Here is a 24,222-nt window from a genome sequence, read left to right on the forward strand (position 1 = left end):
GTATATGCTCAGCCCGGTATCTGGCCAATTTCAAGGAAGTCCATGCCCAGCCCTATTCTTGCTGACCTGAAGTCTCCCCAGTCATCCATGAGCCATGTGTTCTGGCTCACCGGCCTGCCTGCTGCCGGCAAGACCACCCTGGCCAAAGCGCTTGAACAGCGCCTGAAGGCTGTGGGCCGCCAGGCACTGGTGCTCGACGGTGACGAGCTGCGCCGCGGCTTGTGCGCCGATCTGGGCATGAGCGATGCCGACCGCCGGGAAAACATTCGCCGGGCCGGTGAGGTCGCTGCGTTGTTGCAGCGTTCAGGGCTGGATGTGATCTGCGCGTTCGTCTCGCCCTTCAATGAAGACCGCCAGCGGGTACGCCAGCTGTTCGCAACCGGGCAGTTCACCGAGGTGCATGTCAGCACCAGCCTGCAGGTGTGCATGCAGCGCGACCCCAAAGGCCTGTACGCCCGCGCACAACGAGGCGAGCTGCACAATCTGACCGGTTGGGATGCGCCTTTTGAGGTGCCGCTGGCGGCCGAATTCAGCTTCGACAGCCATACCATGAGCACTGAACATTTGCTTGATGCGCTGTGTGAACGTGCAGTGCAGGCGAGTTAACCCGGCTCCATGCCCCACAACTGCAGGGCGTATTCGACAAAGCTGCGCAGTTTCGGCAACCGATAGCGGTCTTGCGGGTAGATCAGGTGCATGGGCCTGCCCGGCAAGCGGTACTCGGGGAGCAAGGCCTTCAGCCGACCCTCTCGCAGGTCCTGTTCGACCAGCGCGTCGGGCAGCATCACGATGCCCATACCGGCCTTGGCGGCCTGATACAGGCCCGCTGAAGAATTGATCATCAACGGCCCGTTGACCGGCACCGAGACCTCGCCGTCTGGTCCGTTGAGTCGCCAGTGTTTTTCGGTGGAACTCCAGTCATCGCCCGCCAGATAAGCGAACGCCAGGCAGTCGTGCTGCTGCAGGTCCTGGGGATGCCGGGGTGTGCCGCGCCGCGCCAGGTATTGCGGCGCGGCGCAGATGGTCAGGGTGTAGTCCTGCAAGGGGCGGGCGATCAGGCGCGTCGAGGTAGCCAGTTCGCCCATGCGGATGCCTACGTCGAAACCGTGGTCCAGCAGGTCCATGCGCTGGTTGGTCAGCACGACATCCAGGCGAATCTGTGGGTAGCGCCGGGAGAACTCGCTCAGGGCCGGGGCCAGACGCTCCGAGCCGAAGGTCAGCGGCGCGGTGATGCGCAAGGTGCCCAACGGTTCGCCCAGTGCCTGTTCAGCCAACTGTTCGGAATCGACCACCAGCCCCAGAACTTCCACGCAACGCTGGTAGTACGCTTCGCCAAATTCGGTCAGGCGCTGGCGGCGGGTGGTGCGCTTGAGCAGGCTGACGCCCAGGCGCTGTTCCAGTGCACGCAAATGGTTACCGACCATGGTCGTGGAAATTGCGCATTCGCGGGCGGCGGCCGTCATGCTGCCGGATTCGACGACCTTTACGAATACCGACATTGCCTGGAACAGATCCATTATCAATCCATGCTTGAAAATGTTTGAAGTTATAGCCGGTTTATCCAGCGAAAGGGGCTAACGATACTGCAAACCACCCCTGACCACTATGGAGCCGCCGACCATGACCAGCGCTTGCCTGATGCACACCTACCAGCCATTACCTTTGAGCTTTGTGCGCGGCCTGAATACCCGCGTATGGGACCAGGACGGGCGCGAATACCTCGATGCAGTGGCCGGTGTGGCAGTGACTAATGTCGGCCATGCCCATCCGGCCCTGGTGGCGGCCATCAGCGAACAGGCCGGGTTACTGTTACACACCTCCAATCTGTACAACATTGACTGGCAGCAACGTCTGGCACAGGCGCTGACCGGGCTGTCGGGCCTTGAGCGGGTGTTTTTCAACAACTCCGGCGCCGAGGCCAACGAGACCGCACTCAAACTGGCCCGCTTGCATGGCTGGCACAAAGGCATTGAGCAGCCGCTGGTGGTGGTCATGGACAATGCGTTTCATGGCCGTACCCTGGGAACTCTGGCCGCCAGTGATGGCCCGGCGGTGCGGCTTGGGTTTGCCGGTTTGCCGGGTGATGTGCTGCGCATCGCGTTCGGCGACCTGGCAGCCTTCGAGCAGGCCTGTGCCAGCCATGGCTCGCGGATCGCGGCGGTGCTGCTTGAGCCGGTGCAGGGCGAGGGCGGGATTCGGGTCGCGCCGGCCGGCTATTTGAAGGCATTGCATGAGCGTTGCCGGCAGCGTGACTGGTTGTTGATGTTCGATGAAATCCAGAGCGGCATCGGCCGTACCGGGCGCTGGTTCGCCTTTCAGCATGAAGGTATCGTGCCGGATGTCATGACCCTGGCCAAAGGGCTGGGCAACGGCATACCGATTGGTGCTTGCCTGGCGCGCGGCAAAGCGGCAGGGCTGTTCACTCCTGGCAGTCATGGCAGCACGTTTGGCGGCAACCCGTTGGCCTGTCGGGTCGGCTGCACGGTGCTGGAGATCATCGAGCGGCAACAATTGGTCAATAATGCCCGGCTGCTGGGCGATTATCTGATAGAGCGTCTGGGGCAGGCGCTGAACGATAACCCCAAGGTCGTCGCGATTCGCGGTCGCGGGCTGATGATCGGCATTGAGTTGCAGCAACCGATTGCCGACCTGAGTCTGATGGCCGCCCGGCATTACGGGCTTCTGATCAATGTGACGCGCGGCCGGACCATCCGCTTGCTGCCGCCATTGACCCTCAATCACGACGAGGCGGATACGATTGTGCAGGCCCTGCACAGCCTGCTTGAGTAACCGGTTTGATGGGGGCGAGTAAATTTTGGGCTATACCGGAAAGATACAGTTACGGTAGAAACACACATGGGAATTGCGAATCAAAGCAATATGCCGACCCACCGATTAACAAGGAGCCCCCCATGCCTATCCGGTCACTGACCCTTGCTACTCTGCTGCTCGTCGCTGCCCCGGTGTTTGCCGCCGACAGTGATGCACCGCTGGCACAGGAGCGCGGCAAGGCCAGGCCTTTGGTCATCATTGCCCCTAGCCAAAGCGACCAGACGCTGGTCAGCTTGAAAAAAGCGCTTGAAGAACCCGCCAACCGCAAGGCCTTTACCGAGCGCAACATGGTGCTCTACACCGTGGTCAACACGCTTGGCCAGCGTGACGGCAAAAATCTGGATGCGCAGACCAGCATGGCGCTGATCCGCGAGTTGAAGCTGGGCGCCGGGGGCAAGACCCGGGTCATCCTGATTGGCAAGGATGGCGAGAAGAAGCTCGAAACCGAGAGCATTCAGGTTCAGGAAATCTTCGCCACCATCGATCAGATGCCAATGCGTGAAAAAGAGGCCAGCGCACCGGCAGCGGCGCCAGCCAGCAGTACCGCGCCACCGCCGGAAAAAGCGCCAAAGGCCGGCAAGGGCGGGGCGCCGACCCTCGACGACTGAGGGGGCATCAGCCGTGAAAACAAAAAGCCCGCTGCAGAGTGTTCTGCAGCGGGCTTTGGCTTTGGCGCCAACCCCCCGAGGGTTCACTCGCCGCGAATGTACTGTTCCAGCTGTTGAATCAGGCTCGCCTGTTCAGCGATGGCTTCCTTGACCAGGTCACCGATCGACAGCAAACCGAGCAGTTCGCCGTTGTCGACCACCGGCAGGTGGCGCAAGTGGCCGTCGGTCATGATGTTCATGCAGTCTTCGACGCTGCGTGAGGAGTCAACGGTGATGACCTTGCTGCTCATGATCGTGCTCACTGGCGTGCCGGCCGAAGAGCGGCCAAGCAGGACCATCTTGCGGGCGTAGTCGCGTTCGCTGACCACGCCGACGACCGCGCCGTTTTCGACCACGGCCAAGGCACCGATATTCTTCTCGGCCATCAGTTTCAAGGCGTCCAGCACCAGCGCGCCGGGTGCAATAGTGTGAACCTGACGGTGTTGTTCAGGCTTGAGTTTGAGCAATTGAGCTACGGTTTTCATGGCGCTCTCCAGTGGCGAGACCTTGTTATCAGGGACCCTTCTGCGGGGTGGTTAAAGCATCCGGCAAGCCATGAGCTGCCGCAAGCTTGAAAGCGCCTTGCAGGGGTGCGAAAGCGTCAAACATCCAGTGCGTGCACATTTTGCCCTTCGATTGCCTGAAGCAGCGCTGCCAAGGGCATCGGCCGGTTCAGCAAATAACCTTGAGCTTCGTCACAGGTCAAGTCCTGCAAGTGTTGCAGTTGCTGCCCGGTTTCCACACCTTCAGCGGTGATCGTCAAGGATAGCGCACGTCCCAGATCAATGATTGCCCGCACAATGGCACGTCCTTGGGCGCTGTGCTCGATTTCGCTGATGAAACTGCGGTCGATCTTCAGGGTGTCAAACGGCAGGTCCTTGAGGTAGCTCAGCGACGAGTAACCGGTGCCAAAGTCATCCATCGCCAGTCTGACCCCCAGGTGCTTGAGCGCCGTCATCAATTCCAGGCAGGAGGGCGCGTCCTCGATCACCACCCGCTCGGTCAGCTCCAGTTCCAGCCGGTGCGGTGGCAGCCCGGTGGCCGCCAGTACCGAGCGAATGCGTTCGACCAGGCCGCCGAGGCGAAACTCGATGGCAGAAATATTCACCGAGACCAGAACGTCGTCACCCCATTGCATCGCATCGCTACAGGCCCTGCGCAACACCCAGTCACTGAGCGCTACGATCAGGCCGTTCTCTTCGGCCAGGCTGATGAACTGATCCGGCATGCACAGCCCAAGCTGCGGGTGTTCCCAGCGGATCAGTGCCTCGGCACCGCAGATCCGCCCGCTGCTCACCGCATGACGGGGTTGATAGCGCAGGGTGAACTGGCCGTGCCTGAGGGCGATATGCAGGTCTCTTTCCAGTTCGCGGCGCTGCTGCATACGCTCGGTCATCTGTGGCTCATAGAAGCGCCAGGTGTTACGCCCATTGTGCTTGGCCTGATAGAGCGCCAGGTCAGAAAAACGCAGCAGATCATCCGGCTCAATGCCGTCTGTGGGGGCACAGGCGATGCCGATGCTCAAACCGATCGTGATCTCCTGACCATTGAGTATAAAAGGCTGGCAGATGCTGGCGATCAGCGTCAGGCACAGCTGTTCCACCGCGTGTCGACTGGCCAGTGCCGGGGCCACCATGATGAATTCGTCACCGCCCTGGCGGGCCAGCAAGGCGCCTTGTGGCAGGCAGCGCGCCAGACGCCGGGCCACCTCGCGCAACACGCTGTCGCCACCGCTGTGGCCGTACAGGTCATTAACCGGCTTGAAGTGATCCAGGTCGAGGCTGAGCAGGGTCAGCGGCATGCCCTGGTGAGGCAGTTGCTGCAACTGCGCTTCAAGAAATTCCCGCAACTGGCTGCGATTGGCCAGTCCGGTCAGGGCGTCGTGCCATGACAGTTGGCGCAGCCGTTGTTCAACGGCCACTTCCCGGGTGATGTCCGAGGCGCTGCCCTGATAACCGACTATCTGCCCGTCGTGCAGGATCGGCTTGACAGCAATCAGGCTGGTCAGGGTTTGCCCGTCGGGGGCTTGATGGGTGCAACGGATCACCGAGCGGGTCACGCTGGCGTGCTGAGCGTGGATCCATTGGTCGAGCCGTTGCTCGGGGCAGTCGAGCATTTCATCCAGACGGCGGCCCAGCCAGTCTTGCGCCGCCTGCCCGGTGACGGCGGTGAAGCGTTCGGACAGGTAAGTGATGCGCAGGTCCGACGCGGTTTCCCAGAACCAGTCCGATGCGGCCTCGGCCACATTGCGAAAGCGCGCTTCGCTGCTGGCCAGGGCGCTGCGGCTGGCGCTGATCATGGCGTACTGCTGGTCCATCAGTTGCGCGTTGTTCAGCGCTCGCCGACTGATGCCGCGACTGACAAGCAACAGCGCGCCAAGCAACAGCAGCAAAATCGGCAACAGCACCCGCAGCAAGCGATGACCGGGCCGCTCTGGATCCCAGCGCAACAGCAACTGCGGGTCGATCTGCAATTGCGGCTGGCGGGTCGCATCTTGATGGTCGAGCGGTATGCGTAAATGAGCGATTTCGTAGCTGTTGCCCAGATGCTTGAGCTTTTGCGGACTCAAACGGTACGCCAGCACCAGCACTGACTGTACACCGGCCAGGCGTTGCACTGCCGGGTCGGTGCCAGGGGTCAGGCGGGCGGCGCTGAAAAACACCGGTTGACCCTGCACATTGAGGATCCGGGTGGCGACGTGTTCCTCGTCTTCGCTGTTGCGCGCATCCTCTATCAGGCTGGCCGGAAAACTGCCGAGCCAGCTCTGTAGCGTGGTGTCGCTCAGGTTACCCTGGTCCAGGGCGTAGGTTGTCTGGTTTTGCCCATTGATCACGAAAACCCCTTCGAAGTGAAAGGTCTTGAACAGTGAAGCCCCCAGATTATCCCGGTCATAGGCCCACTCTGTGTCGTGTTGCAGGTGCAGGGCGCGATAGGCCTCACCCCAAAAGGCGTAGTCGCGTGTGGTGGTGATCAGTTGCTGGTGGGTTGCTCGCCAGAGTTTGTCCACCAGCCGTTGGCTGTGGTTGCTGGCATCGCGATTCAATTGCAGGGCAATCAGCAGCAGGGCGGCGACCATTACCAGTGAAATCACCGCCAGTAGACCCAGCAAGGCAGACAGGGTGCGCCTGGCAAGCCAGACATTGCGTGGGTCGGACTCAGGTGTTCTGGGTGCTGGGGGCATCGGGGCTGACTCCATCACACGACTACTGATCATTTATAGACCCGGCAACGCGACCCTGCGCGGGTGGACCGCGTAGAATGCCTGCGGTTTGCAGATGGGTGAGGCGAGAACGTTGGATTTACAGCGGGGTTTCATACTCAGTCGGCACTGGCGCGACACGCCGGCGGGCGTTGAAGTCGAGTTGTGGCTGGCGACCGAGCACGGGCCGCAACACATTCGCCTGCCTGCCCAGCCGGCAGTGGCCTTCATGCCGGCTGTCCAGCGTGAACGCGCAGAGGCCTTGCTGCGCGGCGAGCAGGGTGTGCAACTGCGCGAGCTGGAGCTGCGCGACTTTCGTCATCGGCCGGTGTTGGGTATTTACTGCAATCAGTATTGGCAGTTGCTGAACATCGAAAGGACCCTGCGCAAGGGTAACCTGGATGTCTATGAAGCTGACATCCGGCCGCCGGACCGGTACCTGATGGAGCGTTTCATCACCGCGCCAGTGCTGTTTGGCGGTACACCGCAGGCCGACGCAACGCTGATTGAGGCGTATATCCGACCGGACCCGGACTACCGGCCAGCACTAAGGCTGGCCTCGCTGGACATCGAAACCACTGAGCACGGCGAGCTTTACTGCATCGGGCTTGAAGGCTGCGGCCAGCGTCAGGTGTACATGCTCGGGCCGGCCAATGGCGACGCCAGTGGCGTGGATTTCAACTTGCAGTACTGCGCCAGCCGCGCCGAGCTGCTGCAGGCCCTGAACCACTGGATGGCGAAGCACGACCCGGACGCGATCATCGGCTGGAATCTGGTGCAGTTTGACCTGCGGGTGCTGCAAGAACACTCCAAACGCTTGGGCATCCCGCTGTTGTTGGGCCGTGGCGGCCAGCCGCTGGGCTGGCGTGAGCACGGCAGCCGTCAGCATTTTTTTGCTGAAGCCGCCGGCCGGCTGATCATCGATGGCATCGAAGCGCTGCGCTCGGCGACCTGGAGTTTTCCGTCATTCAGCCTGGAATCTGTCGCCCAGACCTTGCTCGGTGAGGGTAAGGCCATCGACACGCCGTACCAGCGCATGGACGAGATCAACCGCCTGTTTGCCGAGGATAAGTCGGCGCTGGCGCGCTATAACCTCAAGGACTGTGAGCTGGTCACGCGGATCTTCGCCAAGACCCAATTGCTCACCTTCCTGCTGGAGCGCGCCACGGTAACGGGCCTGTCGGCCGATCGCAGCGGCGGTTCGGTCGCAGCGTTCTATCACCTGTACATCCCGCTGATGCACCGCACCGGCTTCGTCGCGCCGAATCTGGGCGAGCGCATGCCCGAGGCCAGCCCCGGCGGTTTTGTGATGGACTCGCAGCCGGGCCTGTATGAGTCGGTGCTGGTGCTCGATTACAAGAGCCTGTACCCCTCGATCATCCGGACCTTTCTGATCGACCCGGTCGGTCTGATCGAGGGGCTGCGTGAGCCGGATGATGAGCGCTCGGTCGCAGGCTTTCGTGGCGCGCGCTTTTCCCGCACCCGGCACAGCCTGCCGAGTATTGTCGAGCGGGTCTGGCAAGGCCGCGAACAGGCCAAGCGTGACGGCAACGCGCCGCTTTCCCAGGCCCTGAAGATCATCATGAATGCGTTTTACGGTGTGCTGGGCTCCAGTGGCTGCCGGTTCTTCGACACCCGCCTGGCTTCATCGATCACCCTGCGCGGCCATGAAATCATGCAGAAGACCCGTGAGCTGATCGAGGCGCGTGGCTATCAGGTGATCTACGGCGATACCGATTCAACCTTTGTCTGGCTTGGCAAACCGCACGCCGAACCTGACGCGGCAGCCATCGGGCGGGGCCTGGTCGAGGAGGTCAACCAATGGTGGCAGAGTCATTTGCAAGCGCAGTACGGGCTGTCCAGTGCTCTGGAGTTGCAATACGAGATCCACTATTCGCGCTTTCTGATGCCGACCATTCGCGGTGCGCAAGAGGGTAGCAAGAAGCGCTACGCCGGGCTTGTCACGCGCAGCGATGGCCGCGAAGAAATGGTCTACAAGGGGCTGGAGTCGGTACGCACCGACTGGTCGCCGCTGGCCCGGGAATTTCAGCAGCAACTTTATCTGCTGATTTTCCAGCGCCAGCCTTATCAGGCGTTTGTCCGTGAATATGTGCGCCGGACCCTGGCCGGTGAACAGGATGAGTTGCTGGTGTATCGCAAGCGTCTGCGCCGCCGACTCGACGACTACGAGCGCAATGTCCCGCCGCATGTGCGTGCTGCGCGTCTGGCCGACAACTGCAACCAGCGTCTGGGGCGACCGCTGCAATACCAGCGTGGCGGCTGGATCAGTTACGTGATCTCCACCAATGGCCCTGAACCCCTTGAAGCCCGCCAGGCGCCCATCGATTACGATCACTACGTCACCCGCCAGCTTCAACCGATTGCCGACGCGATCCTGCCGTTCGTGAATGATGAGTTCGCCACGCTGATTGGTGGGCAACTGGACCTGTTCTAGCGGCAAGACTGTTCAATTAGGTGCTAAAAATCTCTGCGGGAGCAGCCGGCCGGCGCTCTGGTTGCTCGTGAAGAGGCCGGTGAAGTCACAGCATCTGCTGCGAGTTTGCCGCCGTCTTCGCGAGCAAGCTCCCCACCGGGGACATAAAGCACTTAACTGAACAGTATTGGTTCTAGCAACAATCCTGTAGGAGCGACTTTAGTCGCGAAAATCGCGAAAATCGCGAAAGTCGCGCAAGCCAGGAGGCTCTGCCAGGCGCACAACCAACTGCGGCAATAGCTCTTCACACGGATCATCGAATTTCGCCGTCAACAGCTCATCGGCGCGGGTAATGCCTTGATTGATGGCCAGGATCGGCTTGCCTTGCTCAGCCATGGCTTTGCACAGCCGAAAGGCCGACCAGGCCATCAGTGACGAGCCGACCACCAGCACGCCTGCAGCTTCAGTGGCCAGGGCCGTGGCGTCAGCGGCGGTCTGGCGGGCGACATTCTCGCCAAAGAACACCACATCCGGCTTCAGCCGCACGCCTTCACAGTGCGCGCAGGAGGGGACCTGAAAACCGCCGATGCGGGCCTCATCAAGCAACGTGTCGCCGTCCGGTGCCTGCATGGCCTCGACCTGCTGCATGTGCGGGTTATCGGCTTGCATCTGCGTCTGGATAAGCGCCCGATCGTACTGCGCCTGGCAATCGAGGCAGCGCACCCGGTGCAGGCTGCCGTGCAATTCAATGGCTGCACTGCCAGCGCGCTGGTGCAGGCCATCGACGTTCTGGGTAATCAGGCCGCTGATTCGTCCTGCGCTTTGCAGCTCGGCCAAGGCCAGATGCGCGGCGTTGGGTTGTGCCTGGAGGATTCTCGGCCAACCGAGCATGGCCCTGGCCCAGTAACGCTGACGCGCCGCCGGGTCGACAATGAACGTCTGATACATCATCGGCTGGCTGCCACGGCGCACACCTTGGCGGTCCCGATAATCCGGAATACCGGAGGCGGTGCTGATGCCGGCGCCGGTAATCACCAGCAGCGGGCGTTGCAGATACTCATAAAGCCTATCGAGGGACATACCGAACTCCAGACAACGTCATCTACCCAGTCTAATGATTATTGTGCTTTACCTCGGTTCAATCGCTATGCCACCCTCGCCAGCTTTAGTTTGGAAAGGATGCCCAGCGTGCGCCGCCACCCATTTCAGCAACTCGACGTATTCACTGACCAACCCCTGCAAGGCAACCCGCTGGCGGTAGTGCTGGAGGCCGATGATTTGGATGAGCAGCGCATGGCCGCGCTGGCCAACTGGACCAACCTCAGCGAAACCGCATTCCTGCTGCAACCCACTGATCCGCGGGCGGACTATCGGGTGCGGATCTTCACCACCCTCAAGGAATTGCCGTTTGCCGGGCACCCGACGCTGGGCGCCTGCCATGCCTGGCTGCAGAGCGGCGGGGTGGCCAAAGGCAGGGAAATCATTCAACAGTGCGGTATCGGCCTGGTGCGCATTCGCCGTGACGGCGAGCTTCTGGCCTTTACGGCGCCGCCACTGTTGCGCGCCGGGCCGCTGGGACCGGCACTGCTGGAGCAGCTGATTGCCGCGCTGGGGCTTACGGATGATCAAGTGCTGGATGCTCGCTGGGTCGACAACGGCGCGGGCTGGGTTGCACTGCGACTGGCCAGCCGCGAGCAGGTGCTGGCGGTTACTCCGGACTTTTCCCGGATCCTCGGCATGGCCGTGGGTGTTTTTGCCGCATGGCAGGCCGAAAGCGCTGAAGGCCCGGCCAGCTTTGAAGTCCGCGCCTTTGTCGGCGGCGACGGCATGCCGGAAGATCCGGTCACCGGCAGCCTGAATGCAGGCATTGCCCGCTGGTTACTGGAGGAAGGGCTGGCACCTGATCGTTACCTGGTCAGCCAGGGCACAGCCCTGGGCCGCAATGGCCGGGTGCATGTGCAACGTATTGGTGAAGATATCTGGGTCGGCGGTGCCTGTGTGACCTGTATCGAGGGCCAGATCAGCCTTTAATTTGCCGGCCGGATTCTTTTGCCGGGCAGGGCGGCAACGCTGCTGGCCTGGCCGTCGCGTTGCTTGCCGGTGCGGGCCTGGCTAATCAGCTCCGGAATCAGCGGGCCTTCGGGCAGGTTCTTCCAGAACCGCGCGGGCAGATGGCCCTGCATGACCTTGGGGTTGAGCCGCGCCGGGTTGAAGATGTTCTGGTAATAGGTCAGCCACAGCGCACCTTCAGGGTCTTGCGGTTGGCGTGCCAGCGCTCGCCAGGCATCAGGGCACTGACGATGGTGGATCAGACGACTGGCGTCGTAGAACACCGCATCCTTGGGCGTTGCAATCAGCCAGCGGTGGCGGCCCATGCGGCCGATAAAATGCGTGCTGGCACTGGCCAGGATATCGTGGGCCGGCTCATGCCAGGCGATGTAGTCCGGCGCGTTGTCGTCTGGCCATGAGGTGCCTGACGGCACGGCGACGAACCGCAGGAAGGCATGCAGGTGATGGGCTTCGCGACTGACCTGCTTGAGCCGGCGCTGCAGTTCGCTACCCAGTTGATCGCCGGCCAGCATGGCGCTGCGATCGCCATGGCTGACCCGCCATAACACTTCATACAACAGGCTCCAGCGCTGCTCGCCGCAATATTGCGAGGCGGCGCGCAGTTGCTCCAGCAGCGCCAGCGGCACCCGAGCCTGGAACGGGCCAAGGCCGTCTGGCAACGCTTCGTCGCTGCCGAACAGGTCCGCTTCTCGCTCGCCTTGCCAACTGACCCGGCTCGGATCGATGCCGTGGCTGAGCAGCCAGCGGGCCTGTTGCCGCCAGACCTCGAACAGGTCGTCGCACTCCAGGCAAATCACGCCCAGAGCCCCAACTGTTGCGGTTGCGGACGGTCACGCAACTGCTGGTGCAGGCGCTCGCTGGGCGTTTCGGCCTGGGACGGCCGGTAATCGCTGGTGATGATGAACGGCCGGGCCTTGGCCAGCACACAGCGCATCCGCGCCAGGTCTTCATAGCGGATACGGCGCAACCGGCGCAGTTCGACCAGCCGCTGAGCGGTGCGCAGGCCAATGCCCGGGATGCGCGCGATCAGGCTGGGCTCGGCGCGGTTCAGGTCCAGCGGAAACACCTCCCGGTTATTCAAGGCCCAGGCCAGCTTGGGGTCGATGTCCAGCGCCAGATCCCCCGGCCCGTTGAGCAGCTCATTGGCCTTGAAGCCATAACCGCGTAATAGAAAGTCGGCCTGATACAGCCGATGTTCTCGCAGCAGAGGCGGGGCGGCCAACGGTACGCTGCTTGGGCTGTTGGGAATCGGGCTGAACGCCGAGTAGTAAACCCGCCGCAGTTTGTAATGGCTGTACATGGACTGGGCGCTGCGCAGGATGGTGCTGTCGTCGGTGCTGTCGGCGCCGACGATCATCTGAGTGCTTTGCCCGGCAGGGGCGAAGCGAGGCGCCCGTGGCTCGCCCTGAACGTTCTGCTCGGCGCTGTGGATGGTGTGCATGGCCCGGCGAATCGAGCTGACGTTTTTCTCCGGGGCGAGGATTTGCAGGCTGCTGTCGGTCGGCAGCTCGATATTGACGCTGAGGCGATCGGCATATTGACCGGCCAGCGCAATCAATGCCGGGTCGGCGTCCGGGATGGTCTTGAGGTGAATGTAGCCGCGGAACTCGTGTTTCTCGCGCAGCAGGCGGGCGACCTCGACCAGTTGCTCCATGGTGTAATCCGAAGAGCGGATGATCCCTGAGCTGAGAAACAGCCCGCTGACACAATTACGACGGTAGAAGTCCAGGGTCAGGCGCACCACTTCTTCGGGGCTGAAGCGCGCGCGCGGTACATCGCTGGAGCGGCGATTGACGCAATACTGGCAGTCGTACAGGCAGAAGTTGGTGAGCAATACCTTGAGCAGCGAAACGCAGCGGCCGTCGGGGGTATAGCTGTGGCAGATGCCCATGCCATTGGTCGAACCCAGTCCGGCCTTGCCGGCCGAACTGCGTTTGGGCGCGCCGCTGCTGGCGCAGGAGGCATCGTATTTGGCGGCGTCGGCCAGAATGCTCAGCTTTTCAATCAACTGCATGAAAAAACCCGATACTGTTTTTACATACAGTATCGGGCTTCGCCCTGAGGCTCAAGTGCCGCTGGTAAGGCCGGTGCAGGATCAGTGCTGCTGGTAGGCCGTCGCGTAACGCCGGTTGATGCTCACGCAATCGGCATAGACCTTGAGTGATTTACGGTATTCATTGCCGGAATTGGCCGACGACGCGGATTCTTCTGTCTGTCCTTCCCAGAACGGGCTGAAGTCGCTCTCGGCGCTGCCTTCGGTCTTGATGGTCTCGATGAACTCATCGAGGGTGAACCACTGCGGCTGGCCATTGCTGTAGCTCATGATCCGGCTGTCCGGGTGCATGGCGCGGCGCAACAGCGCCTCATCGGCGAAGACCATGCCTGCAACATAGTTACCGACGGCCTGTTCGATGTAATCGTCTTCTGGCGGAGTCATCATGTTTTAGTCCTTTAAGGTGCAGAGCATTGCTGAAATGGGTAAGAAATTGATGTCGCACGCGACCAGTCAAGCTTAGTCGGCCTGTCTCGATTGACAGGGCTGTGCGACAAATGGCCCCAATCGGGAAAAATTCCGATTGGCGGAAGGGTTCGAGTTAAATAGAATTATTCTCATTTCTTGAGTCGAACCCAAAGAGTGCTCCGCGCATGACCGATGCCGCTCAACCCATGCAGGCTGGCTTGGACAGTTTTTATCGCGAACACAGCAGTTGGCTGGAGTCCTGGCTGCGTCGGCGGCTGGGCAATGGCTGGGATGCCGCCGACCTGAGCCAGGAGACCTTTCTGCGGGTGTTGGCCAGCCCTGGCGGCGAACCGTTGGCGGCCTTGCGCGAGCCGCGTGCGTACCTGGTGACAGTCGGCAAGCGCCTGCTGCTCAACCATCAGCGGCGCCGGCAACTGGAGCAAGCCTATCTTGACGCACTGAGCCAGTTGCCTGAAGCCGTGACGCCGTCGGCAGAGCAGCGCTGGATCGTCCTGCAAACCCTGCAAGCGCTGGATGATCTGCTCGATGGGCTGGCACCGGCGGTGCGCCGGGCGTTCCTTTGGGCGCAGCTTGAGGGGTTGAGCTACGCGCAGATTGCCGAGCGGCTGCAGGTCTCGCAGCGCACCGTCAAACGCTATATGGCGCAAGCCTATGAGCACTGCCTGGTGGCTGATCTGTGAGCGGCGACAGTCAGGATCAGGCGCGTCAGCTGGCGCATGCAGCAGCCTATTGGCTGGCGTTGATCGAATCGGGCAGCGCCAGCGCCGAGGATCTCGCACGCTTGCGTCACTGGCGCGAACAGTCGCATCACCATGAGCAGATGTGGCAGAAGGCCCAGGGGCTGCGCCAGCGCTTTGCCGAGGTGCCTGCCCAGCTTGCGCTGGCCAGCCTCGACCGGCCCGGCCCTGACCTGCAACGACGCGCCGTGCTCAAGCGGGCGCTGGTGGTGGCGGCATTGTTGCCGACGGGCTGGCTGCTGAGCCGGCAACTGCCGCTGGCCAACTGGAGTGCCGACTTGCGGACCGCCACCGGTGAGCGGCGCATGGTCGGCTTGCCCGATGGCAGTCAATTGCAGCTCAACACCGCCACGGCGGTGGATCTGGAGTGGCGGGCCGGCCAGCACCAGTTGCGACTGATCGACGGTGAACTGGCACTGAACATGGCCGCTGATGCGCAGCAGGTGAGCATTCAAACCCGTCTTGGGCAGATCAGTGCCAGTGCCGCCGAGCTGTGTGTTCGTCAGGATGCCCGGCGCTGCCGGGTGTCGGTCAGCCGCGGCAGTGTCGAGTTGCGCTCGGCCAGCGGTGCTATCGAGCGCCTGCAGGCCGGGCAGCGCGCTTCGTTGAATATCGACGGCATCACGCCGATAGAACGCTTCGACGCCCGTCAGCCGGATTGGCGCATGGGCGTGCTGAGTGTCGAAAATCGCCCGTTGGGCAGCTTCCTGACCGAGCTTGGCCGCTACCGGCCGGGCATCTTGCGTTGGGAGCCTGGCCTGGAGCAGTTGGCCGTGACTGGCTCCTTCCGGCTGGACGACACCGAACAGATCCTCGACCTGCTGGCCGCCAGCCTGCCGATTCAGGTACAGCGCCGGACGCGCTACTGGGTCACCCTGGTCGCGCGCCCGAAAGTCGTCTGAGCCGCTCAGCGCCGCACGATCACCACTTCAAGATATTCCGCCGGGACGATCAGCGATTCGCTACCGGCCCGGTTCATGCGTTTTAGCAGGTCGCTCAAGTCCTGTTGCAAGCGCTGCGCGTCGTTCGCGGACAAACTGGCAAAGGCCATGTGCAGTGGCCCGTACCAGGCGCGGAAGGTGTCGATAAAGTGCTGCGCAGAGCGATAACGCATATTGAACAGTCGCGGTGTTACCCGCACCTCGCTGGCGGTGGCGGCAAACAAGTCGTCCAGGCAACTTCTGTTACCCCACTGCAACGGTGAGCGTATGCCTTCAGGTGGCGGTACATGCCTGGCAAGAGCCTTGAACATCTGTCCGACAAAACCGTCCGGCGTCCAGCAGGCCAGGCCAATGCGCCCGCCGGGCCGGCAGACCCTGGCCAGTTCAGCTGCAGCGCGAGGCTGGTCAGGGGTGAACATCACACCAAAGGTCGACAGCACCGCGTCGAAGCTGGCATCGGCAAACGGCAGGGCTTCGGCATCGGCTTCCAGAAAACTGATGTCGAAGCGCTCGGCCCTTGCCCGTTCGCGCCCGCGCTCAAGCAGCGCGCCGACAAAGTCGGTGGAGGTTACCACGCAGCCGCGCCGGGCGGCGGCAAGGCTGGCGTTGCCGTTACCGGCGGCAACGTCCAGCACGGTTTCGTCGTAGCGCAAGTCGCAGGCTTCGGCAAGCAGTTCAGCCGTGAGCAGCAGTCCGGTGCCGATCACGGCGTAGTCGCCGCTGCTCCAGACCTGGTTATGGCGCTTTTTGAGTTGTTGCAGATCCACGGGGGCTTTCATCAGGGGTCACCTGTCGGCGGGATGCAGGTAGAGGGCGGGAAACCCCGATGAGCGAAGAAAGGTAACGGCTTGCAGACCCGGCTTTGTCTCTGGGCTGGTAAGCGTATGCCAGCCGGTGGAGTCTCTCGATGCAGGAGTGATCAGCATAGTCAGTGCGCTGACTATGCTGGGCAAGAGTCGCCATATGGCTGGATGAATGGTCCTGGAGGGTGTAGCAAAACTGCCTGCGCTCGCCGACTTTCTCTAAAAGCCTAAACGAGCCGCGCGGTGGTGTAGATCAGCCGCAGCGCCGCCAGGCTGATGGATTCAGCCTCATTGCACAGCGCGTCGAGCGAACAGGCACCGTCAGGCTCGGTATGCTGGGTTCTGGCTTCCAGCATACGGGTCATCTGGTACAGGTTGCGGCTCATGCCATGCAGGCTTTCATGCAGGGCGGCGATGACGTGCTCCAGATTTTCGCTCGGCTGCGCAGACGATGCGTCATTGGCGGGAGGTGGGCGAGATTGCCCGGTGACCACATAGCTGACATCAACGCCAACTTCCGATACCCGTGAGAGGTAATCGGCCCTGGGGTATCTCATGCCGTTTTCATAATTGCCCTGGGCGTTGGTTTCAACGCCACCAATGGCCCCCAGCGCGCTCTGGGAAAGTTTCAGGCGTACACGTTCACGCTTCAGGCGTGGACCAATCCCGGTCATCCGTTTGTCCTCGATCAATCTTTCGCGCAGGCGTAAACCCGGCGAAGGCATAGTGATTTGAAGAGCGAACAGACCTGCTGCCCGGACGGGCAGCAACTGAAGGTCATCCGAAAAGTTCGCGGACCATATGATTTGGTGCGCGCACGATACCCGGAAATACCCCGGTGGAGTAGTGGCCATTAGTACTTTTTTGTACGAAGTGGAACGTTTTGATGCTAAGCATTGTTAAAAAAATAACAGGTATAAACCGGGTTGAATTTTGTTCTGGTTTATCCAGAACGTGCGTTTGTAGAGTGCCTTATGCGGCAGGCAAGCGGCTCATTCAGGCCGCAGCAAAGCCCGTCAGTACACACTGACGGGCATGGCCGCTGTCAAGGGCAGCCGGCACTACGCTGCTGCGACCAGTTACGGCCTGTCTGGGCAATCTGCTCGGCCAGGCGGCTCACGGCGCGTTGATGGGCCAGCACCAGGTTTTCCATGCTGGCTGCGGCATTTTCGCGGATCACGCTGCTGCAGGTCAGGTTCTCGCGCTTGCTGCCGCTCGGGCCGCTACGCAAGCTCAGATTCCATACCACGTCGATCAGCGCAAACTGGCCGGGCACCGATTCAAAGCGGCGTACGTCAGCGCGCAGTGACAGCAGCGGCTCATCGCTGTTTTTGGGCAGCCCCGCCACATCGCGGCGATTCCACAGCCGTTCGAGCTGGGCGGTCAGAGCGTCATGAAACTCATCGCCCAGCGGCGCGCCCCAGCGCTCAGTGTCGAGTATCGCTAGGCTGCCATCGCCCTGGCGCACGACCAGCGGCGGCTGGTCGACCTGCACCGGCAGCAGCACCGGGAGCATTTCAAACTGGAACGGCGCCGGTGCGCTGCGTTGCGGGGGGGCGGAGTCCATGGGCGCGACCAGGGTGTAGTAGCGCAGGGTCGGTGACGAGCAGGCGGCCAGACCGAAAACGGCGGCCAGAACAGCAAACTTGCGGCGCAGGGTCATTCTTGTGGCTCCACATTCTTGTTACGCGACGACGAGCTTTTGAACGAGGCCGGTGCAGCATCACTGCTGCGGCCCCGAATCAGCGATTCGGGCTGGCGACCGAGGAAGTCGGTCAGCACCCGCACCGAGCGGGCTGCGCGTTGTACTTCATCCAGTGCCTGACCAAGCTGCTGGCGGCCAGGAGAGTCTTCGCCCAAGGTGTCGTTGGCGCTGGCCAGGGTTTTCTCGGCCTGTTGCAGGGTGCCACGCATTTGCGGCAATACGCTGCCGTTGACGGTTTTCAGGGTTTTTTGCAGCTCGCTCAGGCTGCCATTGAGGTTGGTCGCCAGCTCGTCGATCGGCAGGCGGCTGAGTTTGTCGACAAAGGCCTGCAACTGCTCCTGTAGCTTGTCGAAGCTGCCTGCCACGGTCGGGATCTCCAGCGGCCGGGCGCGTTGATCGAAAGCCACTTTCGGTGCCTTGGGGTCGAATTCCATGGCAATGTACAACTGGCCGGTGAGCAGGTTGCCGGTGCGTACCTGGGCGCGCAGGCCATTGCTGACGAAGGCGCCGAGAATCCGCGCCGATTGCTCGTCTTCATCGCCATTGCCCGCCAGCTTCTGGAGTTTTTCCTCGGCGGCGCCGAGGCGCTTGGGATAGATCACCGCCCCCACTACGCCGGGGAAGGTCTTGGTGTCGCCGTCGTAGTCGAGATCGACCGACACCACTTTGCCGATATTGACGCCCAGGAAGTCCACCGGTGCATTGACCGCCAGGCCGCGCAGTGACTGTTTGAAGCGCATGCGGATATAGCGCGGCTCGCCATCTGGTGGGGCCAGGGCGGTGGCCTGATCGTCGAAGATGCGGAACTCGGCATACTCGTCAGCAGGTTTGGCATCCGGGCTCCAGTTCGGCTCACGGAAGGCGATACCGCCGGAGACGATCGACGCCAGCGACTGGGTATCGATTTTCAGACCCGCTGCGCCCACGGTGACGTCCACCCCGCTGGCGTTCCAGAAGCGCGTGTCGGTGGTGATGTACTTATCGTTGGGCGAATTGATGAAAATCTGCACGTCGACGCCTTTGCCGTTGTCAGACAGGTTATAGCCCACCACCTGGCCGACCTGGATGCGCCGGTAATAGATCGGCGAGCCGATATCCAGCGATCCAAGGTCATCGGTACGCAGCACGAAGCGCTTGCCCTTTTCACCGAAGGTCACCGGCGGCGGGGTTTCCAGGCCGGTGAAATGATCTTTGGTCTGCTCGGCATTGCCTGCATCGGCGTTGATGAACGCGCCGGAGAGCAGGGTGTCGACCCCGGACACGCCGTGTGCACCGATGCGCGGGCGCACCACCCAGTATTGGCTGTCGACCCGGGTGAAGGGCGTGGCGCTATTGTTCAGCTCGATGGTGGCCAGGATGTGGGTACGATCCTCGCTCAGGTCGATGGCAGTGACCGTACCGATCACCACGTTCTTGTATTTGACCTGGGTCTTGTTGGCTTCCAGGCCTTCTGCGGTCTGGAAACTGACCTTGATCTTCGGGCCGATGTTCATCCAGTCGTGGGCGGCCATGGACAGGCCGATCAGGCCGGCCACGATCGGCACCAGCCAGACCAGCGAGATCCTCGCCCGGCGCGGTTTGATCTCCGGGCGGGTAGGGACTGCCGCGGACGTAGGGGGGGTGTTATCGGACATCTTCAACCTCTGCATCCCAGATGAGCCGGGGATCAAAACTCATGGCGGCGAACATTGTCATCACCACGACCAAACCAAAGAACAGGATGCCGATGCGCGGCTCGATGCTGCTGAGTTCGCGAAACTGCACCAGTGACGCCACCAGAGCCACGACCAACACGTCGAGCATCGACCAATAGCCGATCAGCTCGATGAAACGATACAGCCGGGTACGCTCAACCATCGCCCACTGACTGCGCCGCTGGCAGGTCACCAGCAACATGCCCAGCACCGCGAACTTCAGGCACGGCACCAGAACGCTGGCGATAAAGATCAGCAGCGCGATGTCCCACGAGCCGTGGTGCACAAAATCGATGACGCCGGCCATGATCGTACTTTCGCTGCTGTTGCCGAGCATGTTGGTGTACATCACCGGCAAGACATTGGCTGGAATATAGAAAATCAGCCCGGCGATCAGAAACGCCCAGGTGCGCGTGAGGCTGTTGGGTTTACGCCGATGCACCGGTGAATCACAGCGTGGGCAACAGTGCAGCTCTTGTGCGCAGGCGTAGCCACAGATGTGGCACAGGTTGAGTTGATGCTCATGGGCATAAGGGATGTGGCTCATGAAGGCTTCACCTCAAGGATGTCCCATAGCCGGCGAATGTTGCGATTGGCGATCAGCAGGATCAGCACCATTAACATGCCCATCGCCCACAGGCCTATCCCTGGATGTACATCAAGCATGCCCGACAGTTTGATGATTGCCACCAGGATGCCAAGCATGCAGACCTCAAGCATGCTCCACGGCCGCAGATGCTCAAGGGCGCGCATGCATGCCTTGAAGCCGGGCGCAACAATGCCGCGCTGGGCATGCAGCAAGACCCAGAGCAGCAGCGCGATCTGCAGCAGCGGGGCAAAGATGATCGACAGACCGGCGACCAGCGCAATCAGGGTGATACGTCCCTGAGCCAAGGCTTCGACTGACTGCCAGAGCGTGACTTCGTTGCTCAGGCCTTTCATGCTGATGCTGATCACCGGAAAGATATTGGCCAGCAGAAACAGCATGGCGGCCGTCACGGTCAGGGCCAGCCATTGCTCCAGTGACATGCGTTGACCGCGGCCAAGCAGCGCGCGACAACGCAAGCAGTAAGCGGACTCGCCTGCGCGCAAGGGATGAATTTCATACAGCGAGTCGCAGTGCTCGCAAATAATCAGGGCCGGCTGTGGCTGGCTGGACGTTTCAGTGCTCATCGATGCCGTGGCTGCTGGTTCTGGAAAAGGCTACAACGCAAGGTGCAGGAAGATACCTGTTTGCTGCCGCTGAGGCTTGTATTTATGCACATTGATTGAGGCGAAAGTGGCTCAAGGATGGACCACAGGGGCAGAATGACGTTCCCATGTCACAGAGCCATTATTTCACGGATTTACCCTGCAAATGTGGCCGGTTGCGCTGAGTCCTCTCATCGGCGGGACGCTGGCCTCGCGGGGCTGATATTTCGTGAAATATCTGATTACATGATCAAAAAACAGCACAGGCGACCCGGTCGCTGCTGCAAACGCCCGGCTGCTGGCGCTATGACGGCATCCAGCAGTGGCCGGTTGATCGAGCACCTGGCTGCGTCACCTTAGCGCAACCGGTCGCTGAAGCGGTGCACAGTGATAGACTCCTGCCTCGATCAGTCAGGAGCAGTTCGACGTGCGCAAAATGGTAATGATAATGGCGGCACTGGCGTTGACCGCATGTGATGCCGGCAAGTCCCCGACGCCAGCCCATGAGTCTGCTGCCAGTGCCCAAGTGCAGGCGCCGCAGGTCAGTCAGCCTAAGTGGTACATCCAGATGAACACCCGTGAGGCGATCAGCGACACCAGCGCGTGGCTGCTGGAGCGTCATTATGCGCCGGTGATCGTCAATCTCGATGGAAAGCAGCAGATCCTGCTGGGGCCTTACGAGTCGCAGGAGCAAGGCCAGGAACAGCTGACCGGGCTGGAAGCCAAAGTGGCCAAATCGCACCGCTTTGCCAAACCTGCACTGGTCAATCGCGCACTTTAAGGCGCTTCTATGTGGCTGGAACCGGCACTCTGTCGAGCCCGTTCCAGCGACAATGATTTTTAGCGACGGCCCAGCAACAGGCCGACAACCAGCCCGAACCCTGCCGATATCGCAACGGTCTGCCATGGGTGGCCGCCGATATAGGTCTCGGTCGCCTCGACGGCCGGGCGCGCACGCTCACGCACGCTGGTCACCGCTTCCAACGCCTGATTGAGCTTCAGGCTCAATTGCGCTTTCAGCGTTTCGGCGTCTTCTCCGACCAGCGCGGCGCTGTCTTTGAGCAGCTTTTCCGATTCTTCGATCAGCGACTGCAATTCGCTGAAAGCCTGATCCTTGATCTGGTCAGCAGGGTTTTGCGCGGCGGTTTTGCGGGCCATGGTGGTTTCCTTTCAGTGGATGGCATTTGAACCATTGAGTACCGGGCGGCGGCAAAAGTTGCAAGTTGTTCAATCGGCTGTTCGGCGTCATGGTCCTGGCCGTGTAAGATTGCTCCCGGTTTTTGTAAGAGGTAACCGCCATGAGTTTCAATCTCGCCAACCTTTCCCAGGCCGAACGTGCCGAGATCGAAGACGAAAAATCGCGTCTGTTCGAGCTATGGCAGAGCAATCTGGGCAAGGCCAAGGGTGATGCCGCGCGTCTGATCGGCGAAAAATCCAAACGCAAGGGCAAGTGGGCCGAATGGGTACGTGGCGAACTGGATGCCATGAGTCCGCCTGAGTACGCCAACATGGTGCGCAGTGAGGTCAATCGTTTGATGGCCGCTGCCCGCTAACTGCCCCGCCAGACTCACCAGCCGCCGGTGGCGCTGCCAGGCAGGTTCAAGGTGCCGCTGCTGCTGAAGCGCTGGGTGCCGAACGGGCCGCCGCCGAACTTGCCGTGCAAGGTGTACGGCAACCCGTCCAGCGGCCGACCGCGTGCCTGCGCCTCGCCGAGCCCCAGAGTCTGGCGCAGTACAGAGAACGCCGTGATGCTCACCGGCACAGTGATCAGCGCCTGCGAATAGCTGGCCACCCGGCCATGCTGGTCACTGACCCCGGAAGCCAACAAGCGGTCGTTGACCTCCAGGCGCAGGGCCACGCCGTTGTAGTGGATCTCGCTGTCGTTGGGGTTCTGAACCCGCAACTTCACGGCCATGCGCACTTCCAGGCCCTCGCCGGGTAGCGGCTCGATGCCTGCCACTTCGATCACCAGTGGATCACGATCCGGTAACCACGCGCAGGCGCCCAGTGCGCAGAACAGTGAGACAAGCAGCAGGCGACGTGTATGGCGCAACATGGCGGGCTCCAGAAAGGCAACACAGAATCTGACCATCGAGGCCGGCAGATATTCGCCGCACCGGTCGCCTGGGTTTTTCCACTAAGCTCAAGACTGTATGGCGGGTGCCACCATCGCGTTGGGCATCTGGCCGAGCAATCTTGTGTTCAGGAGGAGAGTTCCATGACCGTTCAGAGTCATCAGGACCCGGTGGTTATCGTCAGCGCAGCGCGCACGCCGATGGGCGGCTTTCAGGGTGAATTGCGCAGCCTGAGCGCCCCGCAATTGGGGAGTGCAGCCATCGCTGCGGCCGTCGCCCGGGCCGGTATCGAGCCGCAGGCGGTCGAGGAGGTGCTGTTTGGTTGCGTGCTGCCGGCCGGGCTGGGTCAGGCACCGGCCCGGCAGGCTGCACTGGGCGCCGGGCTGAGCATGGCGACGCGCTGCACGACCGTGAACAAGATGTGCGGCTCTGGCATGCAGACGGTGATCCAGGCGCATGATCTGCTGCTGGCCGGCAGCGCCACGGTCGTGCTGGCCGGTGGCATGGAAAGCATGTCCAACGCGCCTTACCTGCTGGACCGGGCGCGTGAGGGGTATCGCATGGGCCATGGTCGGGTGTTGGATCACATGTTTTACGACGGCCTGGAGGATGCCTTCGAGCCCGGTCGGCTGATGGGCACCTACGCCGAGGAGTGCGCGCAATCGCACGGCTTCACCCGCGAAGACCAGGACGCATTTGCCCTGGCATCGCTGAGTCGCGCTCAACATGCCATGGCCAATGGCTGGTTCGAGGAAGAAATCGTCCCGCTTGAGGTCAGCGTCGGGAAAGAGCGCAAGCGTATCAGCCAGGATGAGCAGCCACCCAAAGCCCGGCCGGACCGGATCGGCTCGCTCAAACCGGCATTTGTCGATGGCGGAACGGTAACGGCGGCCAACTCCAGTTCCATTTCCGACGGTGCCGCTGCGCTGCTGTTGATGCGCCGCTCAGAGGCCGAGCGCCGTGGCCTGAGCGCGCTGGCCGTGATCCATGGTCATGCTGCCTATGCCGATAAGCCAGGCCTGTTCACCACCGCGCCGATTGGCGCGATTGAGGCGCTGTGGTCGAGGACCGGCTGGTCAGCCGATCAGGTTGATCTGTTCGAAATCAACGAGGCTTTTGCGGTGGTGACGCTGGTGGCGATGAACAAGCTGGGGCTGGATCATGCACGGGTCAATGTCCACGGCGGCGCCTGTGCGCTGGGGCATCCGGTGGGGGCCTCGGGGGCGAGGATTCTGGTGACCTTGCTGGCGGCGCTGCGGCGTCACGGCAAGCGCCGTGGGGTGGCGGCAATCTGCATCGGTGGTGGTGAGGCTACGGCCATGGCTGTTGAGTTAATAAGCTGAGGTTAATCAAGAGGTTATGATTGGATATGAATGTTGATTGTTCAATTTGGTGTTAACCGCCCGTTTCAA

The 24,222-nt window shown here is 61.7% G+C and carries 25 protein-coding genes; 10 read left to right on the forward strand and 15 right to left on the reverse strand.

Going from position 1 to position 24,222, the window contains the following annotated elements; genetic code table 11:
* Positions 1 to 42: 42 nt before the first annotated feature.
* Positions 43 to 606, forward strand: coding sequence for an adenylyl-sulfate kinase (cysC, locus tag PSCI_RS21460; protein WP_045490850.1), 564 nt, complete (start codon positions 43 to 45; stop codon positions 604 to 606).
* On the opposite strand, the gene PSCI_RS21465 is transcribed toward cysC, so the two are convergent.
* Positions 603 to 1,517, reverse strand: a complete 915-nt coding sequence (locus PSCI_RS21465) for a LysR family transcriptional regulator (RefSeq protein ID WP_045490852.1) — start codon at positions 1,515 to 1,517, stop codon at positions 603 to 605. The two genes, cysC and PSCI_RS21465, sit on opposite strands and share 4 nt — an antisense overlap.
* A gap of 103 nt (positions 1,518 to 1,620) precedes the next feature.
* Here PSCI_RS21465 and PSCI_RS21470 point away from each other — a divergent pair, with 103 nt between their 5' ends.
* Both PSCI_RS21470 and PSCI_RS21475 read left to right on the forward strand, forming a co-directional pair.
* The gene (locus PSCI_RS21470; protein ID WP_045490854.1) at positions 1,621 to 2,790 is read left to right on the forward strand and encodes an aspartate aminotransferase family protein; all 1,170 of its coding nucleotides are present in this window, start codon (positions 1,621 to 1,623) and stop codon (positions 2,788 to 2,790) included.
* A 122-nt stretch (positions 2,791 to 2,912) separates the two neighbouring features.
* Positions 2,913 to 3,440, forward strand: coding sequence for a DUF4174 domain-containing protein (locus tag PSCI_RS21475; protein WP_045490856.1), 528 nt, complete (start codon positions 2,913 to 2,915; stop codon positions 3,438 to 3,440).
* Positions 3,441 to 3,523: 83 nt separating this feature from the next.
* Here the strand turns inward: PSCI_RS21475 and PSCI_RS21480 are convergent, their stop codons facing one another.
* Together PSCI_RS21480 and PSCI_RS21485 are read right to left on the reverse strand one after the other, a co-directional pair.
* Complete coding sequence (locus PSCI_RS21480; protein ID WP_045490858.1) at positions 3,524 to 3,964, reverse strand: CBS domain-containing protein; 441 nt, start codon at positions 3,962 to 3,964, stop codon at positions 3,524 to 3,526.
* 116 nt (positions 3,965 to 4,080) lie between these two features.
* Positions 4,081 to 6,660, reverse strand: a complete 2,580-nt coding sequence (locus tag PSCI_RS21485) for a bifunctional diguanylate cyclase/phosphodiesterase (RefSeq protein ID WP_045490860.1) — start codon at positions 6,658 to 6,660, stop codon at positions 4,081 to 4,083.
* Between the two features lie 112 nt (positions 6,661 to 6,772).
* On the opposite strand from PSCI_RS21485, the gene PSCI_RS21490 reads away from it, so the two are divergent.
* The gene (locus PSCI_RS21490) at positions 6,773 to 9,133 is read left to right on the forward strand and encodes a DNA polymerase II (protein ID WP_045490862.1); all 2,361 of its coding nucleotides are present in this window, start codon (positions 6,773 to 6,775) and stop codon (positions 9,131 to 9,133) included.
* A 198-nt stretch (positions 9,134 to 9,331) separates the two neighbouring features.
* Here PSCI_RS21490 and PSCI_RS21495 read toward each other — a convergent pair whose 3' ends face one another.
* Positions 9,332 to 10,192, reverse strand: a complete 861-nt coding sequence (locus PSCI_RS21495) for an NAD-dependent protein deacetylase (protein WP_045490864.1) — start codon at positions 10,190 to 10,192, stop codon at positions 9,332 to 9,334.
* 108 nt (positions 10,193 to 10,300) lie between these two features.
* Between PSCI_RS21495 and PSCI_RS21500 the strand changes: the two genes are divergently transcribed.
* A complete protein-coding gene (locus tag PSCI_RS21500) occupies positions 10,301 to 11,143 on the forward strand; it encodes a PhzF family phenazine biosynthesis protein (protein WP_045490866.1) in 843 nt (280 codons plus the stop codon).
* Here PSCI_RS21500 and PSCI_RS21505 read toward each other — a convergent pair.
* The 3 genes from PSCI_RS21505 to PSCI_RS21515 form a co-directional block, all read right to left on the reverse strand.
* Positions 11,140 to 11,979, reverse strand: a complete 840-nt coding sequence (locus tag PSCI_RS21505; protein WP_045490868.1) for a TIGR03915 family putative DNA repair protein — start codon at positions 11,977 to 11,979, stop codon at positions 11,140 to 11,142. The genes PSCI_RS21500 and PSCI_RS21505 overlap by 4 nt on opposite strands.
* Entirely contained in the window at positions 11,976 to 13,196 is a 1,221-nt protein-coding gene (locus PSCI_RS21510; RefSeq protein ID WP_045490870.1) for a putative DNA modification/repair radical SAM protein, read from the reverse strand. Before PSCI_RS21510 ends, PSCI_RS21505 begins: the two co-directional genes overlap by 4 nt.
* An 81-nt stretch (positions 13,197 to 13,277) precedes the next feature.
* Positions 13,278 to 13,622: a nuclear transport factor 2 family protein gene (locus tag PSCI_RS21515; protein WP_045490871.1), complete on the reverse strand. Its 345-nt coding sequence runs from the start codon at positions 13,620 to 13,622 to the stop codon at positions 13,278 to 13,280.
* Positions 13,623 to 13,828: 206 nt separating this feature from the next.
* On the opposite strand from PSCI_RS21515, the gene PSCI_RS21520 reads away from it, so the two are divergent.
* Both PSCI_RS21520 and PSCI_RS21525 read left to right on the forward strand, forming a co-directional pair.
* Positions 13,829 to 14,344, forward strand: coding sequence for a sigma-70 family RNA polymerase sigma factor (locus tag PSCI_RS21520; RefSeq protein ID WP_045490873.1), 516 nt, complete (start codon positions 13,829 to 13,831; stop codon positions 14,342 to 14,344).
* Positions 14,341 to 15,303 (forward strand): FecR domain-containing protein, encoded by a 963-nt coding sequence (locus tag PSCI_RS21525; protein WP_045490875.1) that lies wholly within the window; start codon positions 14,341 to 14,343, stop codon positions 15,301 to 15,303. Before PSCI_RS21520 ends, PSCI_RS21525 begins: the two co-directional genes overlap by 4 nt.
* A 5-nt stretch (positions 15,304 to 15,308) precedes the next feature.
* Here the strand turns inward: PSCI_RS21525 and PSCI_RS21530 are convergent, their stop codons facing one another.
* From PSCI_RS21530 to PSCI_RS21555, 6 genes are all read right to left on the reverse strand, one after another.
* Complete coding sequence (locus tag PSCI_RS21530) at positions 15,309 to 16,121, reverse strand: class I SAM-dependent methyltransferase (RefSeq protein WP_045490876.1); 813 nt, start codon at positions 16,119 to 16,121, stop codon at positions 15,309 to 15,311.
* 251 nt (positions 16,122 to 16,372) lie between these two features.
* Entirely contained in the window at positions 16,373 to 16,819 is a 447-nt protein-coding gene (locus PSCI_RS21535; RefSeq protein WP_045494721.1) for a helix-turn-helix domain-containing protein, read from the reverse strand.
* A 371-nt stretch (positions 16,820 to 17,190) separates the two neighbouring features.
* The gene (locus PSCI_RS21540; RefSeq protein WP_045490878.1) at positions 17,191 to 17,808 is read right to left on the reverse strand and encodes a PqiC family protein; all 618 of its coding nucleotides are present in this window, start codon (positions 17,806 to 17,808) and stop codon (positions 17,191 to 17,193) included.
* Positions 17,805 to 19,484, reverse strand: coding sequence for a PqiB family protein (locus PSCI_RS21545; protein WP_045490880.1), 1,680 nt, complete (start codon positions 19,482 to 19,484; stop codon positions 17,805 to 17,807). Before PSCI_RS21545 ends, PSCI_RS21540 begins: the two co-directional genes overlap by 4 nt.
* On the reverse strand, positions 19,474 to 20,091 hold the full coding sequence (locus tag PSCI_RS21550; protein ID WP_045490882.1) for a paraquat-inducible protein A: 618 nt from the start codon (positions 20,089 to 20,091) through the stop codon (positions 19,474 to 19,476). Before PSCI_RS21550 ends, PSCI_RS21545 begins: the two co-directional genes overlap by 11 nt.
* Positions 20,088 to 20,717 carry a paraquat-inducible protein A gene (locus tag PSCI_RS21555; RefSeq protein ID WP_045490884.1) on the reverse strand — a complete coding sequence of 210 codons (630 nt, stop codon included), beginning with the start codon at positions 20,715 to 20,717 and terminating at the stop codon, positions 20,088 to 20,090. The genes PSCI_RS21550 and PSCI_RS21555 overlap by 4 nt, the downstream gene beginning before the upstream one ends.
* 445 nt (positions 20,718 to 21,162) lie before the next feature.
* Between PSCI_RS21555 and PSCI_RS21560 the strand changes: the two genes are divergently transcribed.
* Positions 21,163 to 21,516 (forward strand): hypothetical protein, encoded by a 354-nt coding sequence (locus tag PSCI_RS21560; RefSeq protein ID WP_045490886.1) that lies wholly within the window; start codon positions 21,163 to 21,165, stop codon positions 21,514 to 21,516.
* A 59-nt stretch (positions 21,517 to 21,575) separates the two neighbouring features.
* Here PSCI_RS21560 and PSCI_RS21565 read toward each other — a convergent pair whose 3' ends face one another.
* Positions 21,576 to 21,893, reverse strand: a complete 318-nt coding sequence (locus tag PSCI_RS21565; RefSeq protein WP_045490887.1) for a DUF883 family protein — start codon at positions 21,891 to 21,893, stop codon at positions 21,576 to 21,578.
* A gap of 140 nt (positions 21,894 to 22,033) precedes the next feature.
* On the opposite strand from PSCI_RS21565, the gene PSCI_RS21570 reads away from it, so the two are divergent.
* Entirely contained in the window at positions 22,034 to 22,288 is a 255-nt protein-coding gene (locus tag PSCI_RS21570; RefSeq protein ID WP_045490888.1) for a hypothetical protein, read from the forward strand.
* Between the two features lie 14 nt (positions 22,289 to 22,302).
* On the opposite strand, the gene PSCI_RS21575 is transcribed toward PSCI_RS21570, so the two are convergent.
* Complete coding sequence (locus tag PSCI_RS21575) at positions 22,303 to 22,791, reverse strand: LEA type 2 family protein (RefSeq protein ID WP_045490889.1); 489 nt, start codon at positions 22,789 to 22,791, stop codon at positions 22,303 to 22,305.
* 162 nt (positions 22,792 to 22,953) lie between these two features.
* Here PSCI_RS21575 and PSCI_RS21580 point away from each other — a divergent pair, with 162 nt between their 5' ends.
* Positions 22,954 to 24,153: an acetyl-CoA C-acyltransferase gene (locus tag PSCI_RS21580; protein ID WP_045490890.1), complete on the forward strand. Its 1,200-nt coding sequence runs from the start codon at positions 22,954 to 22,956 to the stop codon at positions 24,151 to 24,153.
* Positions 24,154 to 24,222: the final 69 nt, after the last annotated feature.

Origin of the sequence: Pseudomonas sp. StFLB209, from assembly GCF_000829415.1 — a bacterium.
Lineage (GTDB): Bacteria > Pseudomonadota > Gammaproteobacteria > Pseudomonadales > Pseudomonadaceae > Aquipseudomonas.